Here is a 24247-nt window from a genome sequence, read left to right on the forward strand (position 1 = left end):
GAGTGCATCCCGCGGCGTTCTGCTAAAAGTTTGTCTCAAGTAGTTCCCATGCAGGGGATGTGTGACAGCGGCGACACGGGTGTGTCGCCGTTTTTTTTGCGCCAATCAAAACGTACCTCGCGTGTAGGAGCGCACCCAGTGCGCGAAAAGCCTACGAAGCGCAGACGCCGCCAGCGCGCTAGTCCGTCGAACAGCGGTAACCCCGAACACCAGGCGCACTGGGTGCGCTCCTACTGACGAGGCGCGGGTGCCTTCGAGGTACGGGCTGGCGGAAACACGATCTCCACCCGCAGTCCGCCGGTGCCGCCGTTGAGGTAGCGGACCACGGCGCGATGCCGCTCGACGATGCGTTGCACGATCGCCAGGCCCAGGCCCGTACCTTCTTCGACCACGCCGGGCACGCGGAAGAAGCGCTCGCCCAATCGTTCCAGGAAAGACGGAGGAACGCCGGGGCCATTGTCTTCCACGCTCAGGCAGGCGCCGTCAGGCATGACGGATACACCCACCGTGACGATGCTGTGGCGTCCGGCGTAGCGCAGGCTGTTGTCGATGAGGTTGTCGAGCATTTCCTGCAGCGAGATGCGATCACCATCGATCCACACGGGGCCGGCGGGCCCTTCGTAGCCAAGGTCCACGCCTGCCGCAATGGCATCGTGCACGCGCACGCTGAGCATTTCGGGCACGAGCTGTGCGAGGTCGAGCAGGCACAGCGGGCCGGTTTCAGTGGGGTCGGTTGATTGCACGCGGGTAAGGGCGAGCAACTGGCTGGAAGCGCGACTGGCGCGCTGGGTGAGACGCAGGATGTGTTGTAGCGCGTCGTGGACGGTTTCCTTGCTCGGGTCGGCCTGTGCGCGCTCCACGTGCACGCGCAGCCCAGCGAGCGGCGTCTTTAGCTGGTGCGCCGCATCGGCGATAAAGCGCTCCTGCAACGCGAGCATGCCACGCTGGCGCGCGAAGAGCCCGTCGATGGTGCGGGTGAGCGGCAGGATTTCCACGGGCACGTCCGCATCGCCGATGGGGGCGAGATCGTGTTCGCGCGATGCGAGCCGTGCAGTGAGCGGATCGAGCTGGCGCAGGCCTACGCGCACGCCGTAAAGCACGAGGACGAACACGCTGGCGATCAACAGCGCCTGCGCGGGAATGCTCAAGAGCAGGATCTCCCGCGCACGCTGGTGGCGGTCGCGAAGGGTCTCGGCCATGGTGACCGTGAGCTGGTCGCTGGGGTCGTGCAGGTTGGGGATACGCACCGTTGCCGCACGCAGCTCGCGGCGCCCGATCATGGTCGTGTAGAGCGTCGGCTCACCGTCCTGCGCGGCGGCCTTGAGCGGTGCGGGACGAAGCCCTGGTGCACCTGCGAGCAGCCCGTGATTGAGACTGCTGACGTTGAAGTAGTTGTGCCCTTCCGGCGCGTATTCGAGCAGGAAGCGGGCCTGCGGCGAAACTTTGCCGCCCAGGTCCTCCTGGCTCAGCATTTGCGCCAGCGTCATCGCGTCGTCGGCAAGGTCGCGGTCGTGCACGTGGTTGGAATAGATCAACGCGCCACCGTAGGTGACGAGGCTTTCCAACACCAACAGCAGCATCAGCGGCACCAGCAGCGACGAGAGCAGGTAGCGCCGCAGGCTGGGCCGGCCGTCCGGCTCGGTGAGCCGGTTCAGCCAGGAACGTTCCGGCCGCGGCGCCTCGCTCATGCGCTGGTTTCCTTGTCTTCCTTCAATTCCTCGAGCAGGTAGCCCAATCCGCGAATGGTGCGCACTTGCGTGCCGGAATCGGCGAGCTTGCGGCGCAGGCGATAGATGGCGATATCCAGGCCGTTGTCGGTGAGTTCCTCGTCCCAGCTGCACAGCGCTTCGACCAGTTGTGCGCGGCTGGTGACCCGGTCGGGTCGTGCGGCCAGTGCTTCGAGCAGGCCGAACTCGCGAGCGGTCAGTTCCAGCGGCGAGTCTCCGATCCATGCGCGGTGGCCGGGCAGGTCCAGGCGCAGCTTGCCCAGCGTCATTTCCGGCGCACCCTGCGAGGTGTAGCGGCGCAGCAGCGCACGCACGCGCGCCTCGAACTCGGCCAGCGCGAACGGCTTCACCAGATAGTCGTCGGCACCCAGATCGAGCACCCGCACCCGTTCGCGCAGGCCCTCGCGTGCCGTGATGACCAGAACCGGCAGACCGGTGCCGCGCTTGCGCAGGCGCTGCAGCACGTCGGCGCCATCGAGGTTGGGCAGGCCGAGGTCGAGAATGAGCAGGTCATAGGGCGTGTCGCGCAGCGCCGCATCGGCCTTGGCGCCGTCGGTCACGCAATCGACGGCATGCCCGCCTTGTCGCAGCGAGGCGCTGACGCCCGCGGCAATGGAAGGATCATCCTCGGCGATCAAGATGCGCATGTCGTGTTCCAGATAGGGTGGGCGGCTGGACGGTGCGGTGGGGTCTGCGCAAGCCGACTGAATTGCGAGTGATTCTCATTTGTGGCAAGATCCCGGCTCGTTGTCAGGGAAGGGCTGCCCGATGAAAGGAGCTTAGCGCCCTGGCGCCGCAATGAGACAGCTGACGCGCGACTCGGTTGCATGGCCCGTCATGTATGTGGGCGCGGAAACGACAGGCAAGAAGGCGGGCATGGAACCAGCGGCACGGCTGCACAACAAGGTTGGATCGAGCCGCGCGTTCTGGCTCAAGCAACTGCATCAATGGCACTGGATCAGCGCGGCGCTTTGCCTGGTCGGGATGCTGCTGTTCGCCTTTACCGGCTTCACGCTCAACCACGCGGGTCAGATCGAGGCGAAGGCGCAGACCGTGCATCGCCAGGCGCAATTGCCCGCACAGCTGCTCAAGGCCGTCGCCGGCGAAGACGAGCGCAAAGGCGTGGCCGTGCCCGCCGTGGTGGCCGACTGGGTGGCTGCCAACCTCGACATCGATGTAGCCGGGCGCACGGCCGACTGGACGTCCGACGAAATCTACATCTCGATGCCGCGTCCCGGCGGCGACGCCTGGGTGAGCATCGATCGCGAGAGCGGCAAGGTGGAAGCCGAACGCAGCTCGCGCGGCGCCGTCGCGTATCTCAACGACTTGCACAAGGGCCGCCACGCGGGAGCCGCGTGGGGCTGGTTCATCGATGTGTTCGCGCTGGCCTGCGTGATCTTTTCAGTCACCGGCCTGCTGCTTCTCAAAATGCACGCTGCGCAGCGCGGCGCGACTTGGCCGCTGGTGGCCTTTGGTCTGCTGCTGCCGTTGTTGCTTGCTCTGATCTTCATTCATTGACGGGGAATACCCATGCGTCGATTGCTGTTCTCCATGCCCGCCTTGCTGCTCGCCGCGCCTGCCGTGGCAGCCGATCTCAACGTCACCGTGCAGATCCCGCAGCTGGACGTGGCGGAGTATCACCGTCCGTACACGGCCGTGTGGGTCGAGCGCGAGGACCACACCGTGGCTGCGCAGCTGGCGGTCTGGTATGCGCAGAAGGAATCCAAGGAGGGCGCCGGTACCAAGTGGCTGCCCGAGCTGCGCCAGTGGTGGCGTCGCGGCGGTCGCGACCTGCAGATGCCGGTGGACGGCGTCTCCGGCGCCACGCGTCCGGCAGGCGACCAGAAGCTCAACTTCCACGAAGGCAAGGCGCCGCTCGGCCAGTTGCCGCCGGGCAAGTACGAACTGGTGGTGGAAGCGGCACGCGAAGTGGGCGGCCGCGAAGTCGTGCGCGTGCCTTTCACCTGGCCAGCCAGCGCCCCGCAGCAGTTGGCGGCGAAGGGCAGCAGCGAACTCGGCGCGGTCAAGCTCGACCTCGCTCCTTAATTCGAACGGAGACACCCGATGATGATGCGATCGTTGAAGTGGAGCGCGCTGGCGCTGGCGATGACCCTGCCGCTGGCCGCACACGCGCACAAGATGTGGATGGTGCCTTCGGCCACCAATGTCTCCGGTGCCGATCCGTGGGTAACGGTGGACGCCGCTGTGTCCAACGACCTGTTCTACGCCGACCACATGCCGGTGCAGACCGATCGCGTGGTGGTCACCGCGCCGGACGGCCAGACGGCCAACGTGGAGCATGCGTTTACCGGCCAGTACCGCAGCGTGTTCGACGTGCATCTGACCAAGCCGGGTACCTACAAGATCGCCGCGGTGAATGGCGGCCTGTTCGCCAGCTACGAGGTGGATGGACAGAAGCGCCGCTGGCGCGGCGAGCCGGCCAACTTCGCCAAGGAGATTCCCGTCGGCGCGAAGAACGTGGACGTGTCCGAATCGATCAGCCGCGTGGAAACCTTCGTCACCAACGGCAAGCCCAGCGATGCGGCACTCAAGCCCGGCGGCAAGGGTCTCGAACTGGTGCCGGTGACGGCGTTCACCGATCTGGTCACGGGCGAGCCCGCCACGTTCCAGCTGCTGCTCGACGGCAAGCCGGCCGCCGGCCTGAAGGTATCGGCGATTGCCGGCGAAACGCGCTATCGCAACGCGCAGGAAGAAATCGACGTCACCACGGGCAAGGACGGCAAGTTCAGCCTGAACTGGCCGCATGCCGGCATGTACTGGGTGAACGCGAGCACGCAGGACGACAAGACCAGCCTCAAGCAGGCCAAGCAGCGCCGCCTGTCGTACTCGGCCACGCTGGAAGTGCTGCCGCAGTGATGCACGCGCCGGCTCGCGACGACCGCCACGGAGTGCCACGCCGTTGATGGATCTCGTCGTGAAATCCACGCAGGGCCAGACCATGGGCACCACCTGGTCGGTGCGCGCCGTGCTGCCCATGGAACTGTCGCTGCGGGCGTGGCACGACGGCATCCAGGCGGCGCTCGACCTGGTCGATGGGCAGATGAGCACGTACAAGCCGCAATCCGCGCTGTCGCATTTCAACAGCGCGCCTGCGGGTACCTGGCACGTGCTGCCGACGGAATGCTTCCAGGTGGTGAAGCATGCGCTGTCGGTGGCGCGGGATAGCGATGGCGCCTACGACCCGACAGTGGGCCCGCTGGTGAACCTGTGGGGTTTCGGGCCGGAGGCGTCGCGCGGCGAACCGCCTTCGGACGAAGCCATTGCGGGCGCCAGTGAACGCATCGGCTGGTGGAAGATCAAGCTCGATGACGCCACGCACAGCCTCTACCAGCCCGGCGGCATCTATCTCGATCTCTCCTCGGTGGCCAAGGGTTACGGCGTCGATCTGGTGGGGCGCTATCTGGATGGGCTGGGTATCGGCGCGTGGTTGGTGGAAGTGGGTGGCGAGCTGAAGGGCAAGGGCACCAAGCCGGACCGCTCACCCTGGCGCATCGGTATCGAGCGCCCCGGCGCCGCTGCGGATGCCGTCGAGCATGTCGACCAATTGAGTCAGGTACTCACGCTGAGCGGTCGCGCCATCGCCACCTCCGGTGACTATCGTCGGACTTTCACGACGGGTGATGTGTCCTTCTCCCATCACATCGATCCCCGCAGTGGGCGACCCGTGCCGCACGCGGTCGCTTCGGTCAGCGTGCTCGCGCACGATGCCATGCAGGCCGATCCGATCGGCACGCTGATGACGGTGCTGGGTCCCGAGCAGGGCTTGCGGTGGGCGAATGAGCGTGGCCTGGCGGTGATGTTCATCCTGCACGGCGCCAACGGGCTGGAAGAGCGTCTGTCGCCTGCATTTGCCGCCGCACTGTCGTCATGACTACGCGTGCGGCCACATCCGCCGATCGGGCGACGTGGGGCAACGTCGCCCTGTGTGTGGTGCTGGGGATGTTGGCCGCGGGTCTGCTTCGGTTGCATGCAGCCGAGTGGGAGTGGAGCGATCCTGGCGTATGGCGCTGGCTGTATGCCGCAGCGGCGCTGCTGATCTGGTGTGGATTTACCGCCTGGTTGAGTGCACGCCGGCGTGCGATGCGGGTCGATCTGGTACAGGCGCACGTGGCGCAGGCCGGCGACACCCTGGTGGTATTCGCCAGCCAGACCGGCACCGCCGAGCAGCTCGCACGGCAGACGGCAGAGACCCTGCAACAGGCGGGAAAGCGCGCACGGTTGCTGGAACTCAGTGCATTCGGTGAGGACACGCTCGCTCATGCCAGTGACGTGCTGTTCGTCGTGAGTACCACCGGTGAAGGTGATGCGCCGGACAGTGCCGCGCGTTTCGTCACGCACCGGATGCGCGCGCCGATGGCGCTGCCGCATCTGCATTACGGATTGCTGGCGCTGGGTGACAGCGACTACGACGACTTCTGCGGTTTTGGCCGCGAGCTGCAGCGTTGGCTGCAGCGCAGTGGTGCGACGTCGCTATTCGATACGGTGGAAGTGGATAACGGCGATCCCGCCGCGTTGCGCCACTGGCAGCATCATCTGGCGTTGTATTCCGGCGCGGCCGAGTTGCCGGACTGGCAGCGTCCCGACTATCAGCGCTGGCAGCTGGTGGAACGCCGTCTGCTCAACCCGGGCAGTGTCGGTGGAGCGTGTTTTCATCTGGCATTTCGACGGTTGGATGGCGATTCGACGTGGCAGGCAGGTGACCTGGTGGAAATCGGGCCGCGCCATGCCGGCAGCGCGGTGCAGCAGTGGCTGCTGGAACAGGAGCGGGACGGCGATGCTGTCGTCGCCCTCGGCGATCGTCGGGCGACGCTGCGGGACTGGTTGGCCGGTAGCCATCTGCCGTCGCATGCCGACGTCCTCGGGCAAACGCCGGAGCAGATCGTCACCGACCTGCAGCCATTGCCGCATCGCGAATATTCCATTGCGTCATTGCCCTCCGACGGCAGCCTGCAGTTGCTGGTTCGGCAAATGCAGCGGGATGACGGCACGCCGGGTATCGGGTCGGGCTGGCTCACCGAGCACGCGGCTGTCGGCGAAGCGATTGCGTTGCGCATCCGGGCCAACCCCGGCTTCCATGCGCCGACGGATGACCGTCCGCTGATCCTCATCGGCAACGGTACTGGCCTTGCCGGGTTGCGTGCCTTGCTCAAGGCGCGCATCGAACGCGGCCATGTGCGCAACTGGTTGTTGTTCGGCGAACGTCAGGAAGCGCACGACTTCTATCATCGCGACGAGCTCGAGCCGTGGCGACGGCAGGGGATGGTCGAGCGCGTCAACTTCGCATGGTCGCGTGACGGCAGCCAGCGCGTGTACGTGCAGGACGTGTTGCGCGAGGCCACCGAGGCGTTGCGCCAGTGGATAGGCGAGGGCGCAGCCATCTACGTGTGCGGCAGCCTGGCTGGCATGGCGCCAGGCGTGGATGCGGTGCTGCGCGACACGCTGGGCGACGATGCCGTGGAAAGCCTCCGCGAGCAGGGGCGCTACCGCCGCGACGTGTACTGATCACGGCGCGGAGCGGCGCCGGACGCTTCTTTCATCCCTCCGCGTTCAAACGCGACAACCATGACGTTTGGCCTATAGGAGCCTCGCGCGCCGATGCCTCACGCTGGGCGTTCCTTCGGGGGAGGGCATTATGGTGAAGTTCAAGGGAAGCAGGCCTGGCCGTTGGCTGGCCATGGCGTGGTGTTTGACGTTGCCTTGGATGGCGTATGCGCAGCAGGAAACGCCTGCGCCGGTGCAGCCGCCACCGCCCCCTCCGTTGATTCCCTTGGTCAAGGCCCACGCTGCCGCGCCGCACGAAGCCAGCGCAGACGATGCCTGGGGTGGCGTCCGCGCCGGCAACGAGGCGACGCTGTCCGATCGCGTGGTGGGTTACCGCATCGACGCGGAACTGGATGCGGCCAGGCACAGCGTCACCGGCAACGAACAGCTCACCTGGCGCAACCGCAGCAGCCAGCCGGTCAACCGCATCTACCTGCATCTGTACCTCAACGCTTTCCAGAACGAAGGCAGCACGTTCTTCACCGAACGCAACGTGCTCACCGCGCATGGACATTCCCGTGGCGCGGCTGCGTTGAAGAAGGGCGAATGGGGCTGGATCGACCTCAAGAGCGTGCATCAGGGCGGCGCCGCGCTGAAGTGGGGCTTCGTGCATCCCGACGATGGCCCGGCGACGGACCAGACCGTGGCCTGCATCGACCTGGTCGAGGCTGTGCCCGCCGGCGGCACGCTCACGCTGGACATCGATTTCGTCAGCCAGCTGCCGCGCGTGGTGGAGCGCACGGGCTGGTGGGGCAATTTCAACCTTGTCGGTCAGTGGTTCCCCAAGATCGGCGTGCTGGAGCTGCCGGGTGAGCGCGGCGCCACGCAGGCGCAGTGGAACGTGCATGAGTTCCACTTCAACAGTGAGTTCTACGCGGACTTCGGCAACTTCGACGTCCGCCTCACCGTGCCTTCCGACTACACCGTGGGCGCCGTCGGCGCGCTGCAGGGACAGCCGGAACAGGCGGGTGACAAGACGACGTATCACTTCGTGCAGGGTGACGTGCACGACTTCGCCTGGGTGGCCGCCAAGGGTTACAAGACACTGGACACGACCTGGCAGGGACCGGGTAGCCCCAAGGTCGCCGTGCGTGTGATCTACCCGCCCGAATACGTCGCCAGTGCGCAGCCCGTGCTCAAGGCGACCACCGATTCGCTCACCTATTTCTCCGATACCCTGGGAGCGTATCCCTATCGCACGGTCACGGCCGTGGTGCCGCCGTACAACGCGCAGGAAGCGGGTGGCATGGAATACCCGACGTTCTTCACCGCGGAAGGCTACAAAGAGATCGACAGCCAGACCTCGGACCAATGGGACATCGACTTCGTCACCATCCACGAGTTCGGCCATGGTTACTTCTACGGCCTGCTCGCCTCGAACGAATTCGAGGAGCCGATGCTGGACGAAGGCATGAACGAGTACTGGGACAACCGCATGTTGCGTGAGCGCAACCAGCGCATCCTCACGCCCAGTTCGTGGCTGCGCCGCGTCGGCATCACGCCGTCGATGGATGTTTTCCAGGCCGAGCGCCTCTTCGCTGGCCTGTCCAGGCCCTACGATCCGCTCGGTGAAAACAGCTGGGATCGCTACTCCAGCACCAGCTACGGCACGGTCTATTCGCGTACCGCCACGGCGATGCATGACCTGGAAGAGCGCCTGGGCAAGAGCGTGATGGAGCGCGGTTTCAAGGAGTACTACCGGCGCTGGCATTTCCGTCATCCGTCCGTGGCGGACCTGCGCCAGACGTTGATCGATGTGTCGGGCAACGCGCGTGCGGTGAACGAGGTGTTCGACCAGTTCGTCTATGGCACGGCGCACATCGACGACCGCGTCGACGCCATCGACAACCAGGAAATAACGCCGCAAGCCGGCAGCTGGATGAAGCAGGGGCAGCGCAGCGAGCTGTCGAGCGACGATCGCGATGAACAGGTCGACAAGCAGCGCGACGCCTGGAAGAAGTCGCATCCGGATGCGAAGGAAGACGGCCCGGGGCCGTTCCTTTGGCGCGGCACGGTGACGGTCGTGCGTGAAGGTGCCCAGGTGCCGCAGATACTTCGCGTGACCTTCGCCGACGGCAGTCACGAGGACGTGCACTGGGACGACGACCGTCGCTGGGCACGGTTCGTGTTCACGCGCCCCACCAAGGTGGTGTCGGCCGAGCTGGATCGCGAGCAGAAGATCATGCTCGATGCGAACAAGCTCAACGACAGCCGTACGGTGAAATCCGACGCTTCCGCCTCGCAGCGTTGGACGGCCGATGTCGCCGCCCTGCTGCAGGCCTTCTACGCATTCCTGGTGACGCTGTGATGGCCTACAAGAGTTCGCGACGAGTCGATCTGGGCGACGTATTCGGCGCACTGATTTCCGCGCTGCAGTGGCGGCTGTTGTTGTTGTGGGTGCTGATCCTGCTGCTGCCGGTGCTCATGGCTGCGTTGCCCCTGATGCAGGCGCTCGGCGATCTGCTGAACCACTCGACGCACGCAAGGGCGTGGGCACAGCAGTTCGACGCGATGATGTTCGGCGACGTGATCCAGGCGCTGGGGCATCAGCACGCCACCTTGCATGGTGCGCTTGCGGCCAGCCTGCTGCTCACCCTGCTGTTGCTGCCCTGGCTCAATGGCATGGTGCTGGCGAGCGGCCGGGCCGGGCGTGCGCTGGGCTTCGGCCAGCTGTTGCAGGGCGGCCTCATGGAGTACGGACGGATGTTCCGCCTGCTGCTGTGGTCCGTACTGCCTTATGTCGTGGCCGGCTACCTGGCGCAGCTTGGCCTGGACAAGGCGGATGACATTGCTGATGCGGCGACGCTCGAGTCGCGGGCAATGACGGCGCAGCACCTCGCATGGTGGGGCGCCGGCGTGCTGGTCGTGATCGCGCAGGCGTGGGTGGAATCGGCACGCGCGGCCTTCGTTGCCGATGTGTCGTTGCGCTCGGCCTCCGTCGCGATGCTGCGTGGCCTGATGCAGCTGCTGCGACGCCCGTTCTCCACGCTGTTTGCCTACCTGCTGGTGACGTTGATCGGCTTTGCGCTGGCGTTCGCAGCCGGGTTGGCGCGCGTGCATGCGTTGTCAGTGAGTACGCAGGGATTGCTGTTGGGATGCCTGCTCAGCGCGCTGGTGGTGATCGCGCTCGGATGGACGCGCATCGCGCGCCTGTTCGCATTGGCGGAAGTTGCCCGTTCGCTGGGTGGGACGGCGCGGCGCTCCAGCTTCTGACGACGCGCAGTGCCCACGGGCACTGCGGGCGGGCTTAGACGATCGGCAGGCGGGCGAGCACGATCTCGCCACCGCCTTCGATCCGCACCGGGTGGCCGGGGATCGGGTCGATCCACAGCATGTCGTTCTGCACCAGGTCGTGCGTGCGATGGTCGGCGACCACCTTGGCCTGGCCCGACAGCAGCAGCACGAACCAGCGCCAGCCGGAAGGAGCCAGCAACACCATCGTACCGTTCAACGGTCGGGCGATCAGCTCACCCTGGGTGTCCTTGCGCAGCTTCAGGTTGAAGCTGCGGGTGGGCGCCTCGGGGCGGCAGCCTTCCGGGTCGTTCGCATGGTCGAAGTGCGCCATGTCAAACCGGTTCAGGTGCAGCGTGCGGCCGTCCGAGAAGCTGACGGATACCGATGCGTCCAGCGGCACAAACTGCCTGCGAATGTCGGTATGTGCCGGGAATTCAACGTCGTGACCGATATCGACCATGGTCATCTGCCACAGCCAGTCCGACTCCGACGAATTGCTCGCGACCTCGGTGATCATCACGCTGCCGTCGGAGCACGGGCGCGCTTCCAGCGTTTCGAAGGGGTGGCGGTTGAGCTGGCTCATGCCCAGGCGCGACGCTTTTCGGGAAGCGGCGGATAGTAGGCAAACACGTGGTTGTGGGCACCGAAGAAATCCATGTCTTCGATGTGCTCGCCACCGAGCCGTTCGGCCACGCGATCAGAAGCTTCGTTGCCGATCTTCACCAGGCTGATCACGCGCTGAGCGTTCAGGCTGTGCCAGGCGAACTCCAGGATGGCGTTGCCGGCTTCGGTGGCGTAGCCGTGGTGGCGAAACTGCGGCTTGAGCATCCAGCCCAGTTCGAGGTCGGGCCAGCCTTCCGGGCGCATCAGGCCGGCACGGCCGATGAATTCGTCGGTTTCCTTCAGTTCCAGTGCCCACATGCCAAAGCCGCGCAGCTGCCAGTGGCCGATCAGCATGGCGAGCGAGCGCCAGGCGTTGGTGCGGTCCAGCGGCTGGCCGTCGCCGATCCAGCGGGTGCTGGCCGGGTCCGCGAGCATGCAGGCGTAATCCTCGAAATGCCGCTCGGCGAGGGCGGTGAGGCGCAGGCGCGCCGTTTCGATGACGGGTATGTCGATCATGATTTTCAACAAGCAAGTCGGGTGCCATCCAGCAGGGCGGCGAGTGCACGCGTGCTGGTGGTCAGGCTTTCGATCCAGGGCAGGCCGACTATCCTGCGTCCGGTCGCGGTATCGACAAAGGCTTCTTCTTCGCCGGGCGGTAGCAGGTGGCGGTAATCCACCGTGATCTCGGTGCCCGCCGGCAGGTCGCGCGCGGCAAACACGAAGCCGAGATGCCACAGCCCCGTGGGTTCGAAGCTGTGGTTGAGGTAGCACTCGTCGGGCCAGTCGGGAGACACCGTGTAACAGTCCTCGAACCAGCGCGCGCTGGCGTACAGCTGCGCCGAAAGCTCCGGCGAGCCGACGAGTTCCTGATAGCGGTAAGTGCGGTCAATGGCGTCCGGCGCCGTGACGATCTGTCCCGCCGCTACGTCTTCTTCCAGGAATAGCCCCTGACCCGCCCCGGCGATTTCCGACGCGGCAATGCGGTAACGCGGAAGGATCATGTCACCCCTAACCTACATCAAGGCGGCCGAGTGTAGGCCCATCCGTCCGGGTATGCCAGACCCGGGCGGATGGTTTTTCTGTACGCAAGTGGCTGATAGGTTTGATTATTCGCCCGCTGCTTTGGCGGGTGCCTTGACCTTGGCGGGCGTCACCGGCTTGGTGGCCTTGCCGTTTCCGGGCGCGTCGTCGAGCAGGATCGCGCTGCGGTTGCGCTCCAGGGTGGCCGGGCCGATGCCCTTCACCTGGCCCAGCTCGTCCGCACTCTTGAAGGGGCCGTGTTCCTCGCGCCACGCCACGATGGCTTCGGCCTTGCTGTGCCCGATGCCGTCCAGTGATTTGACCAGCGTGGCGGCGTCGGCCTTGTTGATGTTCACGGGTGTGGCGGCAAAGGCCGGCAAGGCCATGGCCAGGCTGACGAGCACGGCGGCGATCTTGTTGCGCATGTGATTCTCCCTGTCAGTGAAGCGGTCTCCATCTGGACCGCGCCACGACTCTGCCCGGCAAGGCGCGCGACGACAGTAGGCCGATGGCGTCGGCTGAGTGGGAAATCGGTTGGCACCCGTGTGCGTGCCGGAGCGGGGCCGTTGTGGGTCACGGCGGGCTTCTCGACTGCGCTGATACAATGACGACTTTCCTTACGCTGCAGGAGTCGCCTCATGGATACCGCTCGCCTCAACCGTTTCATCAGCGGACTCTGGGATGACGAGATCGTGCCGCAGCTGGTCGAGTACATCCGCATTCCCAACAAGTCGCCGATGTTCGATCCCAAGTGGGTGGAACACGGTTACATGGATGCGGCAGTGAAGCTGATGGAGACCTGGGCGCGCAGCAAGCTGTCGTCGCTGCCCGGTGCCACGCTGGAAGTAGTGCGCCTGGAAGGCCGCACGCCGCTCATCTACATCGAAGTGCCGGGTACGGGCGATGACACCGTCGTGCTCTACGGCCATCTCGACAAGCAGCCGGAAATGACCGGCTGGGCCGAAGGCCTCGGCCCGTGGACGCCGGTGCTGAAGGGCGACAAGCTCTATGGCCGTGGCGGCGCCGACGACGGCTACGCCATCTTTGGCTCGCTCGCCGCGCTGCTGGCGCTGCACGAGCAGGGCATTCCGCACGCGCGCTGCGTGGTACTGATCGAAGCCTGCGAGGAATCGGGCAGCTACGACCTGCCGTACTACGTCGATCATCTGGCCGATCGCATCGGCAATCCCTCGCTGGTGGTTTGCCTGGATTCGGGTTGCGGCAACTACGACCAGCTGTGGCTCACCACCTCGCTGCGCGGCATGACCGGCGGCGAGCTCACCGTGCAGGTGCTGGAGGAGGGCGTGCATTCCGGCGATGCGTCCGGCGTGGTGCCGTCGAGCTTCCGTATCCTGCGCGATCTGCTGAGCCGCCTGGAAGATCCGCAGACCGGCACGATCAAGCCGAAGGAACTCTACGTCGACATCCCGGCGCAGCGCGTCGAGCAGGCGAAGAAGTCGGCCGAAGTGCTCGGCACGGCGGTGTACGACAAGTTCCCGTTCGTGCAGGGCATGCACCCGGTTACCGAAGACCTCACCGAGCTGGTGCTCAACCGCACCTGGCGCCCGCAGCTGGCCGTCACCGGCGTGGATGGCATGCCGCCGCTGGAGAGCGCCGGTAACGTACTGCGTCCGAAGACCTCGGTGAAGCTCAGCCTGCGCGTGCCGCCGACGCTGTCGGGCGCCCAGGCTGGCCAGTTCGTGAAGCAGCTGCTGGAGAAGGACCCGCCGTACGGCGCCAAGGTCAGCTTCAAGCTGGAGAAGGACGGCAGTGGCTGGAACGCGCCGCAGCTCTCGTCGTGGCTGGAAGATGCCGTGGCAAATGCCTCGCAGACCTACTTCGGTGCGCCGGCTGCCTATATGGGCGAGGGCGGCAGCATCCCGTTCATGGGCATGCTGGGCGAGAAGTTCCCGAAGGCGCAGTTCCTCATCACCGGCGTGCTCGGCCCGCATTCCAATGCGCACGGCCCCAATGAGTTCCTGCACATCCCGACCGGCAAGAAGGTGTCGATGGTGGTGGCCGACGTGGTGGCTCGCCACTACGCGCAGGGCGCCAAGGGCTGATCCCCTGTCGCGGCCCCGGCGCAGGCCGGGGCCAGGATTTCTCCGCCGCGTAGTCGCTGATGCCTGCGCGGCGACCTGCCGGACCATTCCGCGATGACGAATGCTTCCAGCGACTACGCGTACCTCGCTGCCAACTGGGCGAGCGTGCGCGAGCGCGTTGATGACGCCTGCCGTGTGGCCGGGCGCGATCCCTCCGAGGTGTCGATCCTGCCGGTGAGCAAGACTTTCGGGCCGGAGGTGGTGCGCGCCGCCATGGCGTTGGGTCTGACGCGCTTTGGTGAGAACAAGGTGCAGGAAGTCCGCAGCAAGGCCGAGGCGCTGGCGGACGAAGGCATTGCTTGGGTGGTGATCGGCCATCTGCAGACCAACAAGGCCAAGGACGTCGCACGCCTTGCCAGCGAAGTGCAGTCCCTTGATCGCATCGAACTGGCCGAGGCCCTGCACAAGCGCCTGCAGATCGAAGGTCGCGCGATCGATGTGCTGATCGAGGTGAAGACGTCACCGGAAGAGAGCAAGCACGGGCTGCCTCCGGCCGAGCTGCCCGCCTTCCTGGATGCCTTGCGCGCCTACGACACCCTCCGGGTGCGCGGCCTGATGACGCTGGCGGTGCAGTCCGATGATGCGGAAACGGTGCGTGCCTGCTTCCGGCAGCTGCGCCAGCTGCGTGATGCCGCGGAGAAGCAAGGCCATGAATTGCCTAGGCTTTCCATGGGCATGAGTGGGGACTTCCCGCTGGCGATCGCCGAGGGCGCCACCGAGGTGCGGGTTGGCACTGCGATCTTCGGCCGCCGGCATGTGACCCAGGTCTAAAACATACGGAACCGAATTGAATAATTAGTTCACTAATTGATCAAAAAGTCATCACATTTGACTTGATTATCTTTGTAAAACAATGAGTTGTGTCAAATGCATAGGCCGTGCCAAGTTTTGAAACGATAGAGTTCAGTTAACCTCGATCGAACATACGATCTATATCCCTTTGCTAAGTTCACATGGCCATCACGTCGGCGGCATCTGCCAACGACATAACTCCACGAACTGCAAAGGGATTTGTCCCACATGCCAACGAAGCGATTGTTTGCTGCCGCTGCGCTTGCTGGTGCACTGCTCACGTCCCTTCCGCTCTTCGCCGAGCCGCTTAACAGTCAGGCCAACGCCCCGACTGCCGTCCTTGCTCCGAATCTGATGGGCCAGCTGGCGGTGTTCGCGCCGGCGGCCAGCCTCACCCAGGCCGCGCTTCCGGCGCAGCCGACCGTCGCGCAGACCAAGGCCAAGCCCTCCGGCTGGGCCACGGAAGAAGACGATCTGGATGCCGATGGCATGCCCAGCGACGGCGTGGACAACGTGGCCTCGCTCGCCAACGACACCTCGGATCTGCGCAAGACCCTGATCAGCCTCGCCATGAAGCTGCGTGACATCCGTTACGTGCGCGGCGGTCGTGACCCTTCCACCGGTTTCGATTGCAGCGGCTTCGTCCGCTACGTGTTCGCCCACGCCGTGGGTCTGGATCTGCCCACCAATTCCGCTTCGCAGTTTCTCGCCGGCCTCAAGGTCAACCGCGACGACATGAAGCCGGGCGACCTGGTGTTCTTCCGTACGGCGGGCAAGCGTGGCCAGGGCCGCATCTCGCACGTGGGCATCTACATCGCCAACGGTCAGTTCATTCATTCGCCCTCGCGCGGCAAGACGGTGCGCGTGGACAGCCTCGACGAATCCTATTGGGCGAAGCACTTCGCCGGCGCCAAGCGCCCGGACGGCCTGGCCCGCAGCAGCTGATAGCAACGCACCTCCTTCAATCAAAGGCCGCCTCGCAGGGCGGCCTTTTTTTGTGGCGCGGGGTCAGCGACCGATCTCTTGCAGCTCGTCCGATTCGACGATGCGCAGGCCTTCGCCCGGCGTGTTGGCGAGTCGCCACATGGCGCGTGCCACCGTTGACGCCTCAATGCCTCTCCAGCGCCCGGGCAGGATGCGGGAGAACGGGGCGGCGAAGACCTCGCCCAGGCGCGGCTTGTGCCGCGCGCCAAGCAGCAGGGAAGGGCGAACGATGGTCAGGCGAGGCCAGTCCTGCTTCTGCAGGGCCACCTCCAGCTCGCCCTTCGTGCGGTTGTAGAACAACCGCGAAGCAGGGTCGGCCCCCAGGGCACTGATCACGACGTAGTGGCGGGCGCCGAGCGCGAGTGCGTGCCTGCCCAGCACCACGGGCAAGTCGTAGTCGACCATCCGAAAAGCCTCGCGCGAGCCCGCCTGGCGAATGGTGGTGCCGAGGCAACAGAACACGGTGTCGACCGGACCCTGGAGCTGAGCGATCAGGTGGCTGACCATGCCTACCTGGTTGTCGAGCTTGGGGTGTGCCGCCAACGGGTGGCGGGCCGGGGCGACCACGCGCTCGACACCCGGATCGTCCAGCGCGAGCGCAAGCAGCTGCTGGCCCGTAAGGCCGGTGGCACCTGCAATCTGCACCTGGCGTGGCAAATCGCTCATGGGGGCATTCTACGGTGCAGGAGGTTGTGCTGCCGTTGGGCGGGTTCGTTCAGAGTCCGCGCATGCTTTGCGGGCGCTGGTAGTCGCTGCCGGGCTTCCACTGCGGGTAGCTGTCTTCCATGGACAGGCGGCTGCCCACCATGAACAGCGCGCGGACATCGTCCACGGTACCCGTGAGGTTCCAGCGCGGATTGAATCGGTCCAGCGAGGAGGGCACGCCGTAGTCGGGCGCCTCGGCGTCGGCCAGGGTCGCCGCCGAGCGGACGTACAGCACGGGCACGCCGGCGCGGGCGAAGCTGAGCTGGTCGGAGCGGAAGAACAGCCCCTTCTCGGGTGCGACATCGGGCGTGACCGCGCGCCGCTGTGCGTGCGCCGCATCCGTCAGGTAGTCATCCAGTTGCGACTGGCCAAAGCCAATGACCGCCAAGGCGCTGGCGGGACCATCGGTGGGTAGCAGATCGAGATTGATGTCGGCCACCGTGTGCGACAACGGCACCAGTGGATGGCGGACGTAGTAGCGCGCGCCGATCAGTCCGGTTTCGTCGAGCGTCGTGGCAATGAAAAGCACGGAGCGATGGGGTTTGGGTGCGCGATGTGCGAATGCCTCGGCAATCTCCAGCAGGCCGGCGAGACCGGTCGCATTGTCCGTGGTGCCATGCGGCGCTTCGCCTGCGGGCGCGATGTGGTCCCAGTGCGCGGAGTACACCACGGCCTCGTCGGCGTGCTTGCTGCCATCGAGACGCGCAACGACGTTGTGCGACTCGCCATGGCCAATGGTGCTGTCGAAGGCCACGCTGAACGTGCTGTGCAGCGGCACGGCATGGAAGCCGCGCTCTGCCGCCTGCTTCTTCAATGCATCGAAATCCACACCGGCATGCGCGAAGACCTGGCGTGCCGCCTCGGTGGTGAGCCAGCCGGCCACCGGCAGGCGCCGCGAGCCTTCTTCGGACATGGGAAGGTCGAGGCGTGCGCTGGTCCACGCGTTTTGAACGACGGCCCAGGGATATCCCGCGCCATCGGCGTCATGCACGATGAATGCGGCGGCAGCGCCTTTTCGCGCCGCTTCCTCGAATTTGTAGGTCCAGCGGCCGAAATAGGTGAACTCGTGACCCCTGAACAGCTTCGGATCCTGGTTGGCCCAGCCGGGATCGTTGACGAGGATGATGACGGTCTTGCCCTTGAGGTCGACGCCTTCGTAGTCGTTCCATTGCTCCCCCTGCGCGTCGATGCCGTAGCCGGCAAAGACCAGTGGGGATGCATCGAGGGAGGCGTGCGGCTGCTCGGCGAGCGTGCCGACCACCATGTCCTTGCCGAATCCAAGTGCGTCGGAACCGTTCTGCCCGTCGACCGTGAGCGTCACCTGCTCGGGGTGCTGCAGCGTGGTGGCGACATAGGGCACGGTTTCCAGCCAGCTGCCGGCATTGCCCGGGGTCAGTCCGATGCGGGTGAACTGCTGCACCAGATACTGCGTGGTGCGTTTCTCGGCCTCGCCGCCCACGGTGCGACCCAGCAGCTCGTCCGAAGAGAGTGCCTTCATATGCTGAGCGACGTCCTCCACCACGATGCCCGGTGAAAAATGGACATCGGAAGACGGCGCATCAGCAGTGCCGTTGTTTGTCTGATGGTGCTGGCATGCGCAGAGCGCGATGCACAGCAGCGACATCATCCATGGGCGACGCATAAACGATCCTGTGTACACGGAGCCGACAATCTAGCGCGTCATCCGCCTGGGTAAAACGCCCCTGAAGGCACATGAGCTTCTTGCGCCATGTCGCAAGATGTTGCTGGAAAAGACGGGCCTTTCGAATGCCTGACAAAACCATCGTATGGCTTTGGAAGGCACGGCGCTTCCGACGTATCGTCGAGCGCGGTGCGGATGTTCGCCTCGACCAGGCGGGCTCGTGGCAGGAGGGCTGCCGGATATTCATATGGACGTCTATATGAATGCGTTTTGACGAACGGTGTCGCGTGTCTTGCCGCACGATCGCGCCGCATTCCTTTGGACCTGATGCGCGAGACGTACGCGTACCGTGGTGCTCGGGGCAGCGGGAAGGCAGGTCGCCGGAAGCCGCGAGCGTGGCGGTAACGTCCTGCTGCGGTTAGGCTTGGCGAGATAACCTCCGGAATCGACCCCCGATATGCCGTTCAACCTGCCCCCGGTCACCCGCAACCTCCTGATCGCCAATGTGGCGGTTTTCCTGTTGCAACAGGTGTTGGGCGATACCCTGATCCTGCATTTCGCCCTGTGGCCGTGGGGGCCGGACCGCGTGGCGCAGCTGCAGGAAGGCCTGGTTTCGATCGGCTTCCGTCCCTGGCAGCTGGTGTCCTACGCATTCATGCACGGCAGTACCTTGCACCTGTTTTCCAACATGCTTGCCCTGTACATGTTCGGCGGACAGATCGAGCGCGTGTTCGGGCCGCGCAACTTCATCGTGTACTACTTCGTGTGCCTGCTGATGGCGGCGCTCGCCCAGCTGGCGGTGGTGCAGTGGTTTACCGGTGGCTTCTATCCCACGCTGGGCGCTTCGGGAGCGATCTTCGGCATCCTGCTCGCCTTCGGCATGCTGTTTCCGCACGAGAAGATGATGCTGATCTTCCTGCCGATCCCGATTTCCGCCTGGTTGTTCGTCAGCCTGTATGCGCTGTTCGAGCTCGTGCTGGGCGTAACCGGGACACAATCGGGCATCGCGCATTTCGCCCATCTTGGCGGGATGCTGGGCGGCTTCCTGCTGATCCAGTATTGGCGCGGCAAGCTCCCCATCAAGCCAAAGCGCCAACTCTGGCGTTGATCGTTCTACGCATTCATTCGGCAGTCCCATGACGCAACATCTCCAGCGCCGCCTCACGCCGCGCCACATCACCTTCATGGCGCTTGGCATGGCCATCGGTGCCGGCCTGTTCCTCGGTTCCGCCGATGCCATCAAGCTCGCTGGCCCGTCCGTGTTGTTCGCCTACATGGTCGGCGGCGTGATGATCTTCATCATCATGCGTGCGCTGGGCGAGATGACCGTGCACGATCCGGTACCCGGCTCGTTCAGCGTATATGCGCAGCGCTATCTGGGCTCGTTTGCGGGTTATCTCACCGGCTGGAACTACTGGCTGCTGATGGTCGGCGTGGGCATGGCCGAGGCCACCGCGGTAGGTGCGTACATGCAGGCGTGGTTTCCCGACTGGCCGCGCTGGATCTGGGTGCTGGGCAGCGTGCTGATGATCGGCGGCCTGAACCTGCTCAGCGTGAAGATCTACGGCGAGATGGAGTTCTGGTTCACCCTGATAAAGGTGGTGACCGTGCTGGCGATGATCGCCGGCGGCCTTGCCATCATCTTCCTGGGCTGGGGCAATGGTGGCCAGCCGACCGGGCTTTCTAACCTGTGGTCGCATGGTGGCTGGTTTCCCCACGGCGTGATGGGCATGGTGCTGGCGCTGCCCGTGGTGGTGTTTTCCTTCGGTGGCGTGGAAACCGTCGGCATCGCCGCGGGCGAGGCTGCGCAACCCGAGCGCACCATTCCCCGCGCTGTGAATTCGGTGCTGTGGCGCATTCTGATCTTCTACGTGGGCGCGCTGTTCGTGATCATGGCGATCTATCCGTGGACCGGGCTGGGCGAGCACGGCAGCCCGTTCGTCACCACGTTCGCCAAGCTCGGCATTCCGCAGGCGGCCGGCCTGATCAACTTCGTGGTGATCACCGCCGCGCTGTCCGGCTTCAACAGCACCACGTTCAGCGGCAGCCGCATGCTGTACAGCCTGGCGACCAAGGGGCAGGCGCCGGCGGCGCTGGGCACGGTAAATACGCATGGCGTGCCGCTGCGCGCGATTCTGGCGACGTTGGCGGTGCTGCTGCTCGCGGTGTTGTTGAACTACCTGCTGCCCGCCAAGGTGTTCGGCATGATGATGTCGATCCTGTCGTTCAACACCGTGTGGACGTGGACCATGGTGCTGCTGGCGCATTACAGCTTCCGGCGCCGCATGCGCCTTCGCGGTGAAGCGCCTTCGGGCTTCAGGTTGCGCTGGTGGCCGTTCACCGGCCTGGTGTGCCTGGCGTTCTTCGCCTTCGTGGTGGTGATGCTCGGGGTCAATCCCGACACGCGTGTGGCGCTGTATGTCGGCGCGGCGTGGATTGCACTGCTTGCCGGCACGTATCGGTGGGGCAATGTGCGGCGGTCGGAGCAGCCTGCCTCTGCCTGAGCGGTTTCACTGACTCAAATCATGGAGGCCCCGGGCTTGCGCGGCCCATGCTGTCGTGGTCCATCCAACCGGGGCTTCCCATGGCATCACCGTTCCCGCGTGAAACCGTGCATATCTTCGACGCGCGTGGCGTGGCGCGTCGCTTCCGTCACTCCGCCATCTTCGGCGCGCTGGGCGCATTGCAGCCGGGCGAAGCCATGCGCTTCGTTAACGACCACGATCCGTTGCCACTGATCGAGCAGTTGCAGCAGCGCTTCGGTGATGCGCTCACCGTCAGCTATGTGCAGCGCGACGAGCACGCCGTGGTGATCGATTTCGGCGTGGTGGCCTGAACGCAGGCATTTAACTGCGGGACGCTGCCTTTGCCGTGTCGCAGTGGTGTGCCATGGATTTCTCCCCGCGTCCTGAATGACGCGGGGCAGCGTCGAGCTGTAGGTGGCTTATCGCAGTGCGAGGAAGTCGGGGCTCACCACGAAACGCACCGCGTCGAGGCGCAGGCGCGATTCCGGCAACGCCTTCAGCAGTGCGGTGCGTTCATCCGCCACGGCGGCGATTTCGGCTTCGCTGATGGCGGGATTCACGGCGCGCAGGCCAAGCAGGCGTGCCAGTTCCGCATCGAGTGCATCGGTGGCCTGCGCCACCGCTTCCTCGACGTTCACCCGTGAACGCTCCTGCACGATGGCCTCGGCCTTCTCCAGCATGGGCGGTACCAGCTTGCCGAGGAACTTGCGGTAGCGCGCCACTTCGATGTTGCGGTCCGCGGCCTTGCGCAGGGCGACTTCGCTGGGGCGGAAGTCGGCGCGCTCGGCAAGGCGCGTGTCGATGGTCACCATGATCGGTTGCGCGGGCAGGAAGCGCTCGACGTCGAGCGCACGGTCTGCCACGCATTCGAGCAGGAACACGGCCTGCAACAACGCGCTGCGCGGCGGCAATGCGTCATCCACCAGGAACGCGGCGTTGCCCTGTTCGTTGGACAGCGTGAGGTCGAGCGCGCCCTGCACCATCGGATGGTCCAGACGCAGCAGCGGCAGTTCTTCGCGGGCCAGTGCCACTTCACGGGCGAAGGTGACGGCCTGCGGACCTTCGGCAAAGCCGGGCAGGGCGTCGGTGGAGAGGTATTGCGGATCGAGCAGCAGCACCTTGCCGCCCAGTTCTTCGGCGTGGATGCCGAAGCGTTCCAGCAGGGCCTGGATGAAGGTGTCGCGGCTGGGATCGTGATCTTCGCGCGTGAACGCCTGCTGCAATTCGTCGGCATGCAGGTCGCGGCTGGCGGCGAGTTCGAGCAGATGGTCGCGACCATCGCGGATCAGTGCGGCCATTTCCTCGTGGGCGCCGCGCGTTTCCGCCAGCAGTACTTCGAGTTCCTGGTCGCGGTTGTCATCGTCGCGCGCGTGCTCGCTGGCCAGGCGGGTCAGGGCCTCGCCGAAGCGGCGCAGCAGTTCGCGGCCATCGGCCGGGCTGGAGCGGAACGCATCCACGCCTTCGTCGTACCAGCGGGCCAGCACGTGCTGCGCGCTGTCGGCGACGGCGAGGATATGGATGCTGATGTCGTGTTTCTGGCCGATGCGATCGAGGCGGCCGATGCGCTGTTCCAGCAGGTCCGGATCGAGCGGCAGGTCCCACAGCACCAGGCGATGCGCGAACTGGAAGTTGCGGCCTTCCGACCCGATCTCCGAGCAGAGCAGCAGGCGCGCACCGTCGGGCTGCGCGAAGTAGGCCGCGTTGCGATCGCGCTGCACGATGCCCAGCCCTTCGTGGAAGCGCGCCACGCCCACGCCGCTGCGGGTGCGTAGTGCTTCCTCAAGCGCGACCACCTTGGCCTGGCTACGGCAGATCAACAGGAATTTGTCCTGCGGGTGCGCGTCGAGCAGACCGACCAGCGCGTCCAGGCGCGGGTCGCTGGCGTAATCGATCTCGATCGCGGGTGCGGGCTGCTGGATGTCCGCGTGGAATTCGGCGAGCAGGCTCTGCCGGCGATCCGCGCTGAGCGTATCGGCATCGAGCAGATGCCACACCGGCAGGCGCTTCGGGAAGCCGCCGATGCTCGCGCGGCGATTGCGGAACATGGCGCGACCGGTGCCATGGCGATCGATCAGGGCCGCCAGGATCTCGCGCAGGTTGTCCGGCTTTGCCGTGTCGGCCAGGCGCGCGAGCAGCGCTTCGTCGCCGGCAAAGGCTTCGCGCAGGAGGGCGAGCTGCGCCTCGTCCAGCGGCTGGCTTTCGAGCAGGCGGTCGGCAATCTTCGACAGGTTGTGGAACCGGTCGGATTCGGACAGGTAGATGTCCAGGTCGTGGTAACGCTGCGGGTCGAGCAGGCGCAGGCGCGCAAAGTGGCCGCTGCGGCCCAGCTGTTCCGGCGTGGCGGTAAGCAGGATGACGCCGGGCGTGGCCGCGGCGAGCTTTTCCACCAGGGTGTAGCGGGGACTGGCCGCCTCCGGCGTCCAGGCCAGGTGATGGGCTTCGTCCACCACCAGCAGGTCCCAGCGGGCGTCCAGCAGTTGCTGCGCGCGTCGGGGCGAATGCTCGAGGAAGCTGAAGTCGGCGATGACCAGCTGCTCGTCCTCGAACGGGTTGAGACTGGCGTCGGACTGCTCCAGCGCCTCGCAGCGCTCCTCGTCATAAATGGCGAAGCTGAGGTTGAAGCGGCGCAGCAGCTCCACGAACCACTGGTAGACCAGGGTGTCGGGCAACAGGATCAGGGTACGACCGGCCCGGCCCGTGGCCAGCTGGCGGGCAATGATCATGCCCGCCTCGATGGTCTTGCCCAGGCCTACCTCGTCCGCCAGCAGCACGCGGGGAGGGCGCCGCGCCGAGGCGATGCCGGCGACACGGAGCTGGTGCGGCACCAGGCCGATGCGGGACGCACCCAGGCCCCATGCCGGCGACTGGCGGGCGTCTGCGCGGCGGCGCAGGCCTTCCAGGCGCAGCTCGAAATGCGAGGCGGGGTCGGTACGGCCGCCGATAAGGCGGTCGTCAGCCTGGCTCACGCTCTGTTCGTCGTCGAGCTGGCCTTCCTCGAGTTCGCGCCCTTCGCCGCGGTAGATCAGCAGGTCTTCACGTATTTCCACGCGTTCGACCAGGAAGGCGATGCCCTTGCCCGCCACGCGCTGGCCCGCTCGGAACTCCGCTCGCACCAGCGGTGCCGAGTCGACGGCATAGGGGCGCAACACCCCGGCCTTCGCAAACAGCACCTGCACGCCGCGCCCTTCGACGCGAAGCACGGTGCCGAGGCCGAGCTCAGGCTCGGCGGTGGAGATCCATCGTTGACCGGGTACAAACATCAGGGAGGGGGCCACAAGCTGCAAGGACCCCCGATTATCCCCGTTGCGGGCGTCAATGCACAGCGAAAAGGGACCTGGGAGGCAGCGCCCC

General features: G+C 65.5%; 22 protein-coding genes. 13 read left to right on the top strand and 9 right to left on the bottom strand.

All coding sequences use genetic code 11. The features are described 5' to 3' along the window. Window positions 1-230: 230 nt before the first annotated feature. Together EPB08_RS16050 and EPB08_RS16055 are read right to left on the bottom strand one after the other, a co-directional pair. Complete coding sequence (locus EPB08_RS16050; RefSeq protein ID WP_130620134.1) at window positions 231-1688, bottom strand: sensor histidine kinase; 1458 nt, start codon at window positions 1686-1688, stop codon at window positions 231-233. After that, a complete protein-coding gene (locus EPB08_RS16055) occupies window positions 1685-2374 on the bottom strand; it encodes a response regulator (RefSeq protein WP_130620135.1) in 690 nt (229 codons plus the stop codon). The genes EPB08_RS16050 and EPB08_RS16055 overlap by 4 nt, the downstream gene beginning before the upstream one ends. 229 nt (window positions 2375-2603) lie before the next feature. On the opposite strand from EPB08_RS16055, the gene EPB08_RS16060 reads away from it, so the two are divergent. The 7 genes from EPB08_RS16060 to EPB08_RS16090 all read left to right on the top strand — a co-directional run bounded on the left by EPB08_RS16060 (window position 2604) and on the right by EPB08_RS16090 (window position 10502). After that, on the top strand, window positions 2604-3245 hold the full coding sequence (locus tag EPB08_RS16060) for a PepSY-associated TM helix domain-containing protein (RefSeq protein ID WP_130620136.1): 642 nt from the start codon (window positions 2604-2606) through the stop codon (window positions 3243-3245). A gap of 12 nt (window positions 3246-3257) precedes the next feature. After that, the gene (locus tag EPB08_RS16065) at window positions 3258-3773 is read left to right on the top strand and encodes a DUF2271 domain-containing protein (protein ID WP_130620137.1); all 516 of its coding nucleotides are present in this window, start codon (window positions 3258-3260) and stop codon (window positions 3771-3773) included. 18 nt (window positions 3774-3791) lie between these two features. Beyond that, window positions 3792-4604 carry a DUF4198 domain-containing protein gene (locus EPB08_RS16070; RefSeq protein ID WP_130620138.1) on the top strand — a complete coding sequence of 271 codons (813 nt, stop codon included), beginning with the start codon at window positions 3792-3794 and terminating at the stop codon, window positions 4602-4604. Between the two features lie 58 nt (window positions 4605-4662). After that, window positions 4663-5619, top strand: a complete 957-nt coding sequence (locus EPB08_RS16075; RefSeq protein ID WP_229238377.1) for an FAD:protein FMN transferase — start codon at window positions 4663-4665, stop codon at window positions 5617-5619. Further along, complete coding sequence (locus EPB08_RS16080) at window positions 5616-7250, top strand: sulfite reductase subunit alpha (RefSeq protein WP_130620140.1); 1635 nt, start codon at window positions 5616-5618, stop codon at window positions 7248-7250. The genes EPB08_RS16075 and EPB08_RS16080 overlap by 4 nt, the downstream gene beginning before the upstream one ends. Before the next feature lie 130 nt (window positions 7251-7380). After that, window positions 7381-9597, top strand: coding sequence for a M1 family metallopeptidase (locus tag EPB08_RS16085; RefSeq protein WP_229238378.1), 2217 nt, complete (start codon window positions 7381-7383; stop codon window positions 9595-9597). Beyond that, entirely contained in the window at window positions 9597-10502 is a 906-nt protein-coding gene (locus EPB08_RS16090; protein WP_324615316.1) for a hypothetical protein, read from the top strand. The genes EPB08_RS16085 and EPB08_RS16090 overlap by 1 nt, the downstream gene beginning before the upstream one ends. 34 nt (window positions 10503-10536) lie before the next feature. On the opposite strand, the gene EPB08_RS16095 is transcribed toward EPB08_RS16090, so the two are convergent. The 4 genes from EPB08_RS16095 to EPB08_RS16110 all read right to left on the bottom strand — a co-directional run bounded on the left by EPB08_RS16095 (window position 10537) and on the right by EPB08_RS16110 (window position 12571). Then, the gene (locus tag EPB08_RS16095) at window positions 10537-11106 is read right to left on the bottom strand and encodes a HutD family protein (protein WP_130620142.1); all 570 of its coding nucleotides are present in this window, start codon (window positions 11104-11106) and stop codon (window positions 10537-10539) included. Further along, window positions 11103-11642, bottom strand: coding sequence for a GNAT family N-acetyltransferase (locus tag EPB08_RS16100; RefSeq protein WP_130620143.1), 540 nt, complete (start codon window positions 11640-11642; stop codon window positions 11103-11105). Before EPB08_RS16100 ends, EPB08_RS16095 begins: the two co-directional genes overlap by 4 nt. A gap of 5 nt (window positions 11643-11647) precedes the next feature. Beyond that, window positions 11648-12127: an SET domain-containing protein-lysine N-methyltransferase gene (locus EPB08_RS16105; RefSeq protein ID WP_130620144.1), complete on the bottom strand. Its 480-nt coding sequence runs from the start codon at window positions 12125-12127 to the stop codon at window positions 11648-11650. 105 nt (window positions 12128-12232) lie between these two features. Further along, window positions 12233-12571, bottom strand: a complete 339-nt coding sequence (locus EPB08_RS16110) for a ComEA family DNA-binding protein (protein WP_130620145.1) — start codon at window positions 12569-12571, stop codon at window positions 12233-12235. Window positions 12572-12784: 213 nt separating this feature from the next. Here EPB08_RS16110 and EPB08_RS16115 point away from each other — a divergent pair, with 213 nt between their 5' ends. The 3 genes from EPB08_RS16115 (at window position 12785) to EPB08_RS16125 (ending at window position 15985) form a co-directional block, all read left to right on the top strand. Next, window positions 12785-14209 (top strand): M20 family metallopeptidase, encoded by a 1425-nt coding sequence (locus tag EPB08_RS16115; protein ID WP_130620146.1) that lies wholly within the window; start codon window positions 12785-12787, stop codon window positions 14207-14209. 93 nt (window positions 14210-14302) lie between these two features. Beyond that, complete coding sequence (locus tag EPB08_RS16120; RefSeq protein WP_130620147.1) at window positions 14303-15019, top strand: YggS family pyridoxal phosphate-dependent enzyme; 717 nt, start codon at window positions 14303-14305, stop codon at window positions 15017-15019. Window positions 15020-15268: 249 nt separating this feature from the next. Further along, a complete protein-coding gene (locus EPB08_RS16125) occupies window positions 15269-15985 on the top strand; it encodes a C40 family peptidase (RefSeq protein ID WP_130620148.1) in 717 nt (238 codons plus the stop codon). Window positions 15986-16048: 63 nt separating this feature from the next. Here the strand turns inward: EPB08_RS16125 and EPB08_RS16130 are convergent, their stop codons facing one another. Both EPB08_RS16130 and EPB08_RS16135 read right to left on the bottom strand, forming a co-directional pair. Then, window positions 16049-16690, bottom strand: a complete 642-nt coding sequence (locus tag EPB08_RS16130; protein ID WP_130620149.1) for a Rossmann-fold NAD(P)-binding domain-containing protein — start codon at window positions 16688-16690, stop codon at window positions 16049-16051. Window positions 16691-16739: 49 nt separating this feature from the next. Then, on the bottom strand, window positions 16740-18371 hold the full coding sequence (locus tag EPB08_RS16135) for a M28 family peptidase (protein WP_130620150.1): 1632 nt from the start codon (window positions 18369-18371) through the stop codon (window positions 16740-16742). A 457-nt stretch (window positions 18372-18828) separates the two neighbouring features. Here EPB08_RS16135 and EPB08_RS16140 point away from each other — a divergent pair, with 457 nt between their 5' ends. From EPB08_RS16140 to EPB08_RS16150, 3 genes are all read left to right on the top strand, one after another. Beyond that, entirely contained in the window at window positions 18829-19479 is a 651-nt protein-coding gene (locus tag EPB08_RS16140; RefSeq protein WP_130620151.1) for a rhomboid family intramembrane serine protease, read from the top strand. 28 nt (window positions 19480-19507) lie between these two features. Then, a complete protein-coding gene (locus EPB08_RS16145) occupies window positions 19508-20875 on the top strand; it encodes an amino acid permease (protein ID WP_130620152.1) in 1368 nt (455 codons plus the stop codon). An 80-nt stretch (window positions 20876-20955) separates the two neighbouring features. After that, complete coding sequence (locus tag EPB08_RS16150) at window positions 20956-21207, top strand: DUF2249 domain-containing protein (protein ID WP_130620153.1); 252 nt, start codon at window positions 20956-20958, stop codon at window positions 21205-21207. Window positions 21208-21315: 108 nt separating this feature from the next. On the opposite strand, the gene rapA is transcribed toward EPB08_RS16150, so the two are convergent. Continuing rightward, a complete protein-coding gene (gene rapA / locus EPB08_RS16155; protein WP_130620154.1) occupies window positions 21316-24156 on the bottom strand; it encodes an RNA polymerase-associated protein RapA in 2841 nt (946 codons plus the stop codon). Window positions 24157-24247 lie beyond the last annotated feature (91 nt).

This window comes from Dyella amyloliquefaciens (assembly GCF_004296575.1).
Taxonomy (GTDB): domain Bacteria; phylum Pseudomonadota; class Gammaproteobacteria; order Xanthomonadales; family Rhodanobacteraceae; genus Dyella; species Dyella amyloliquefaciens.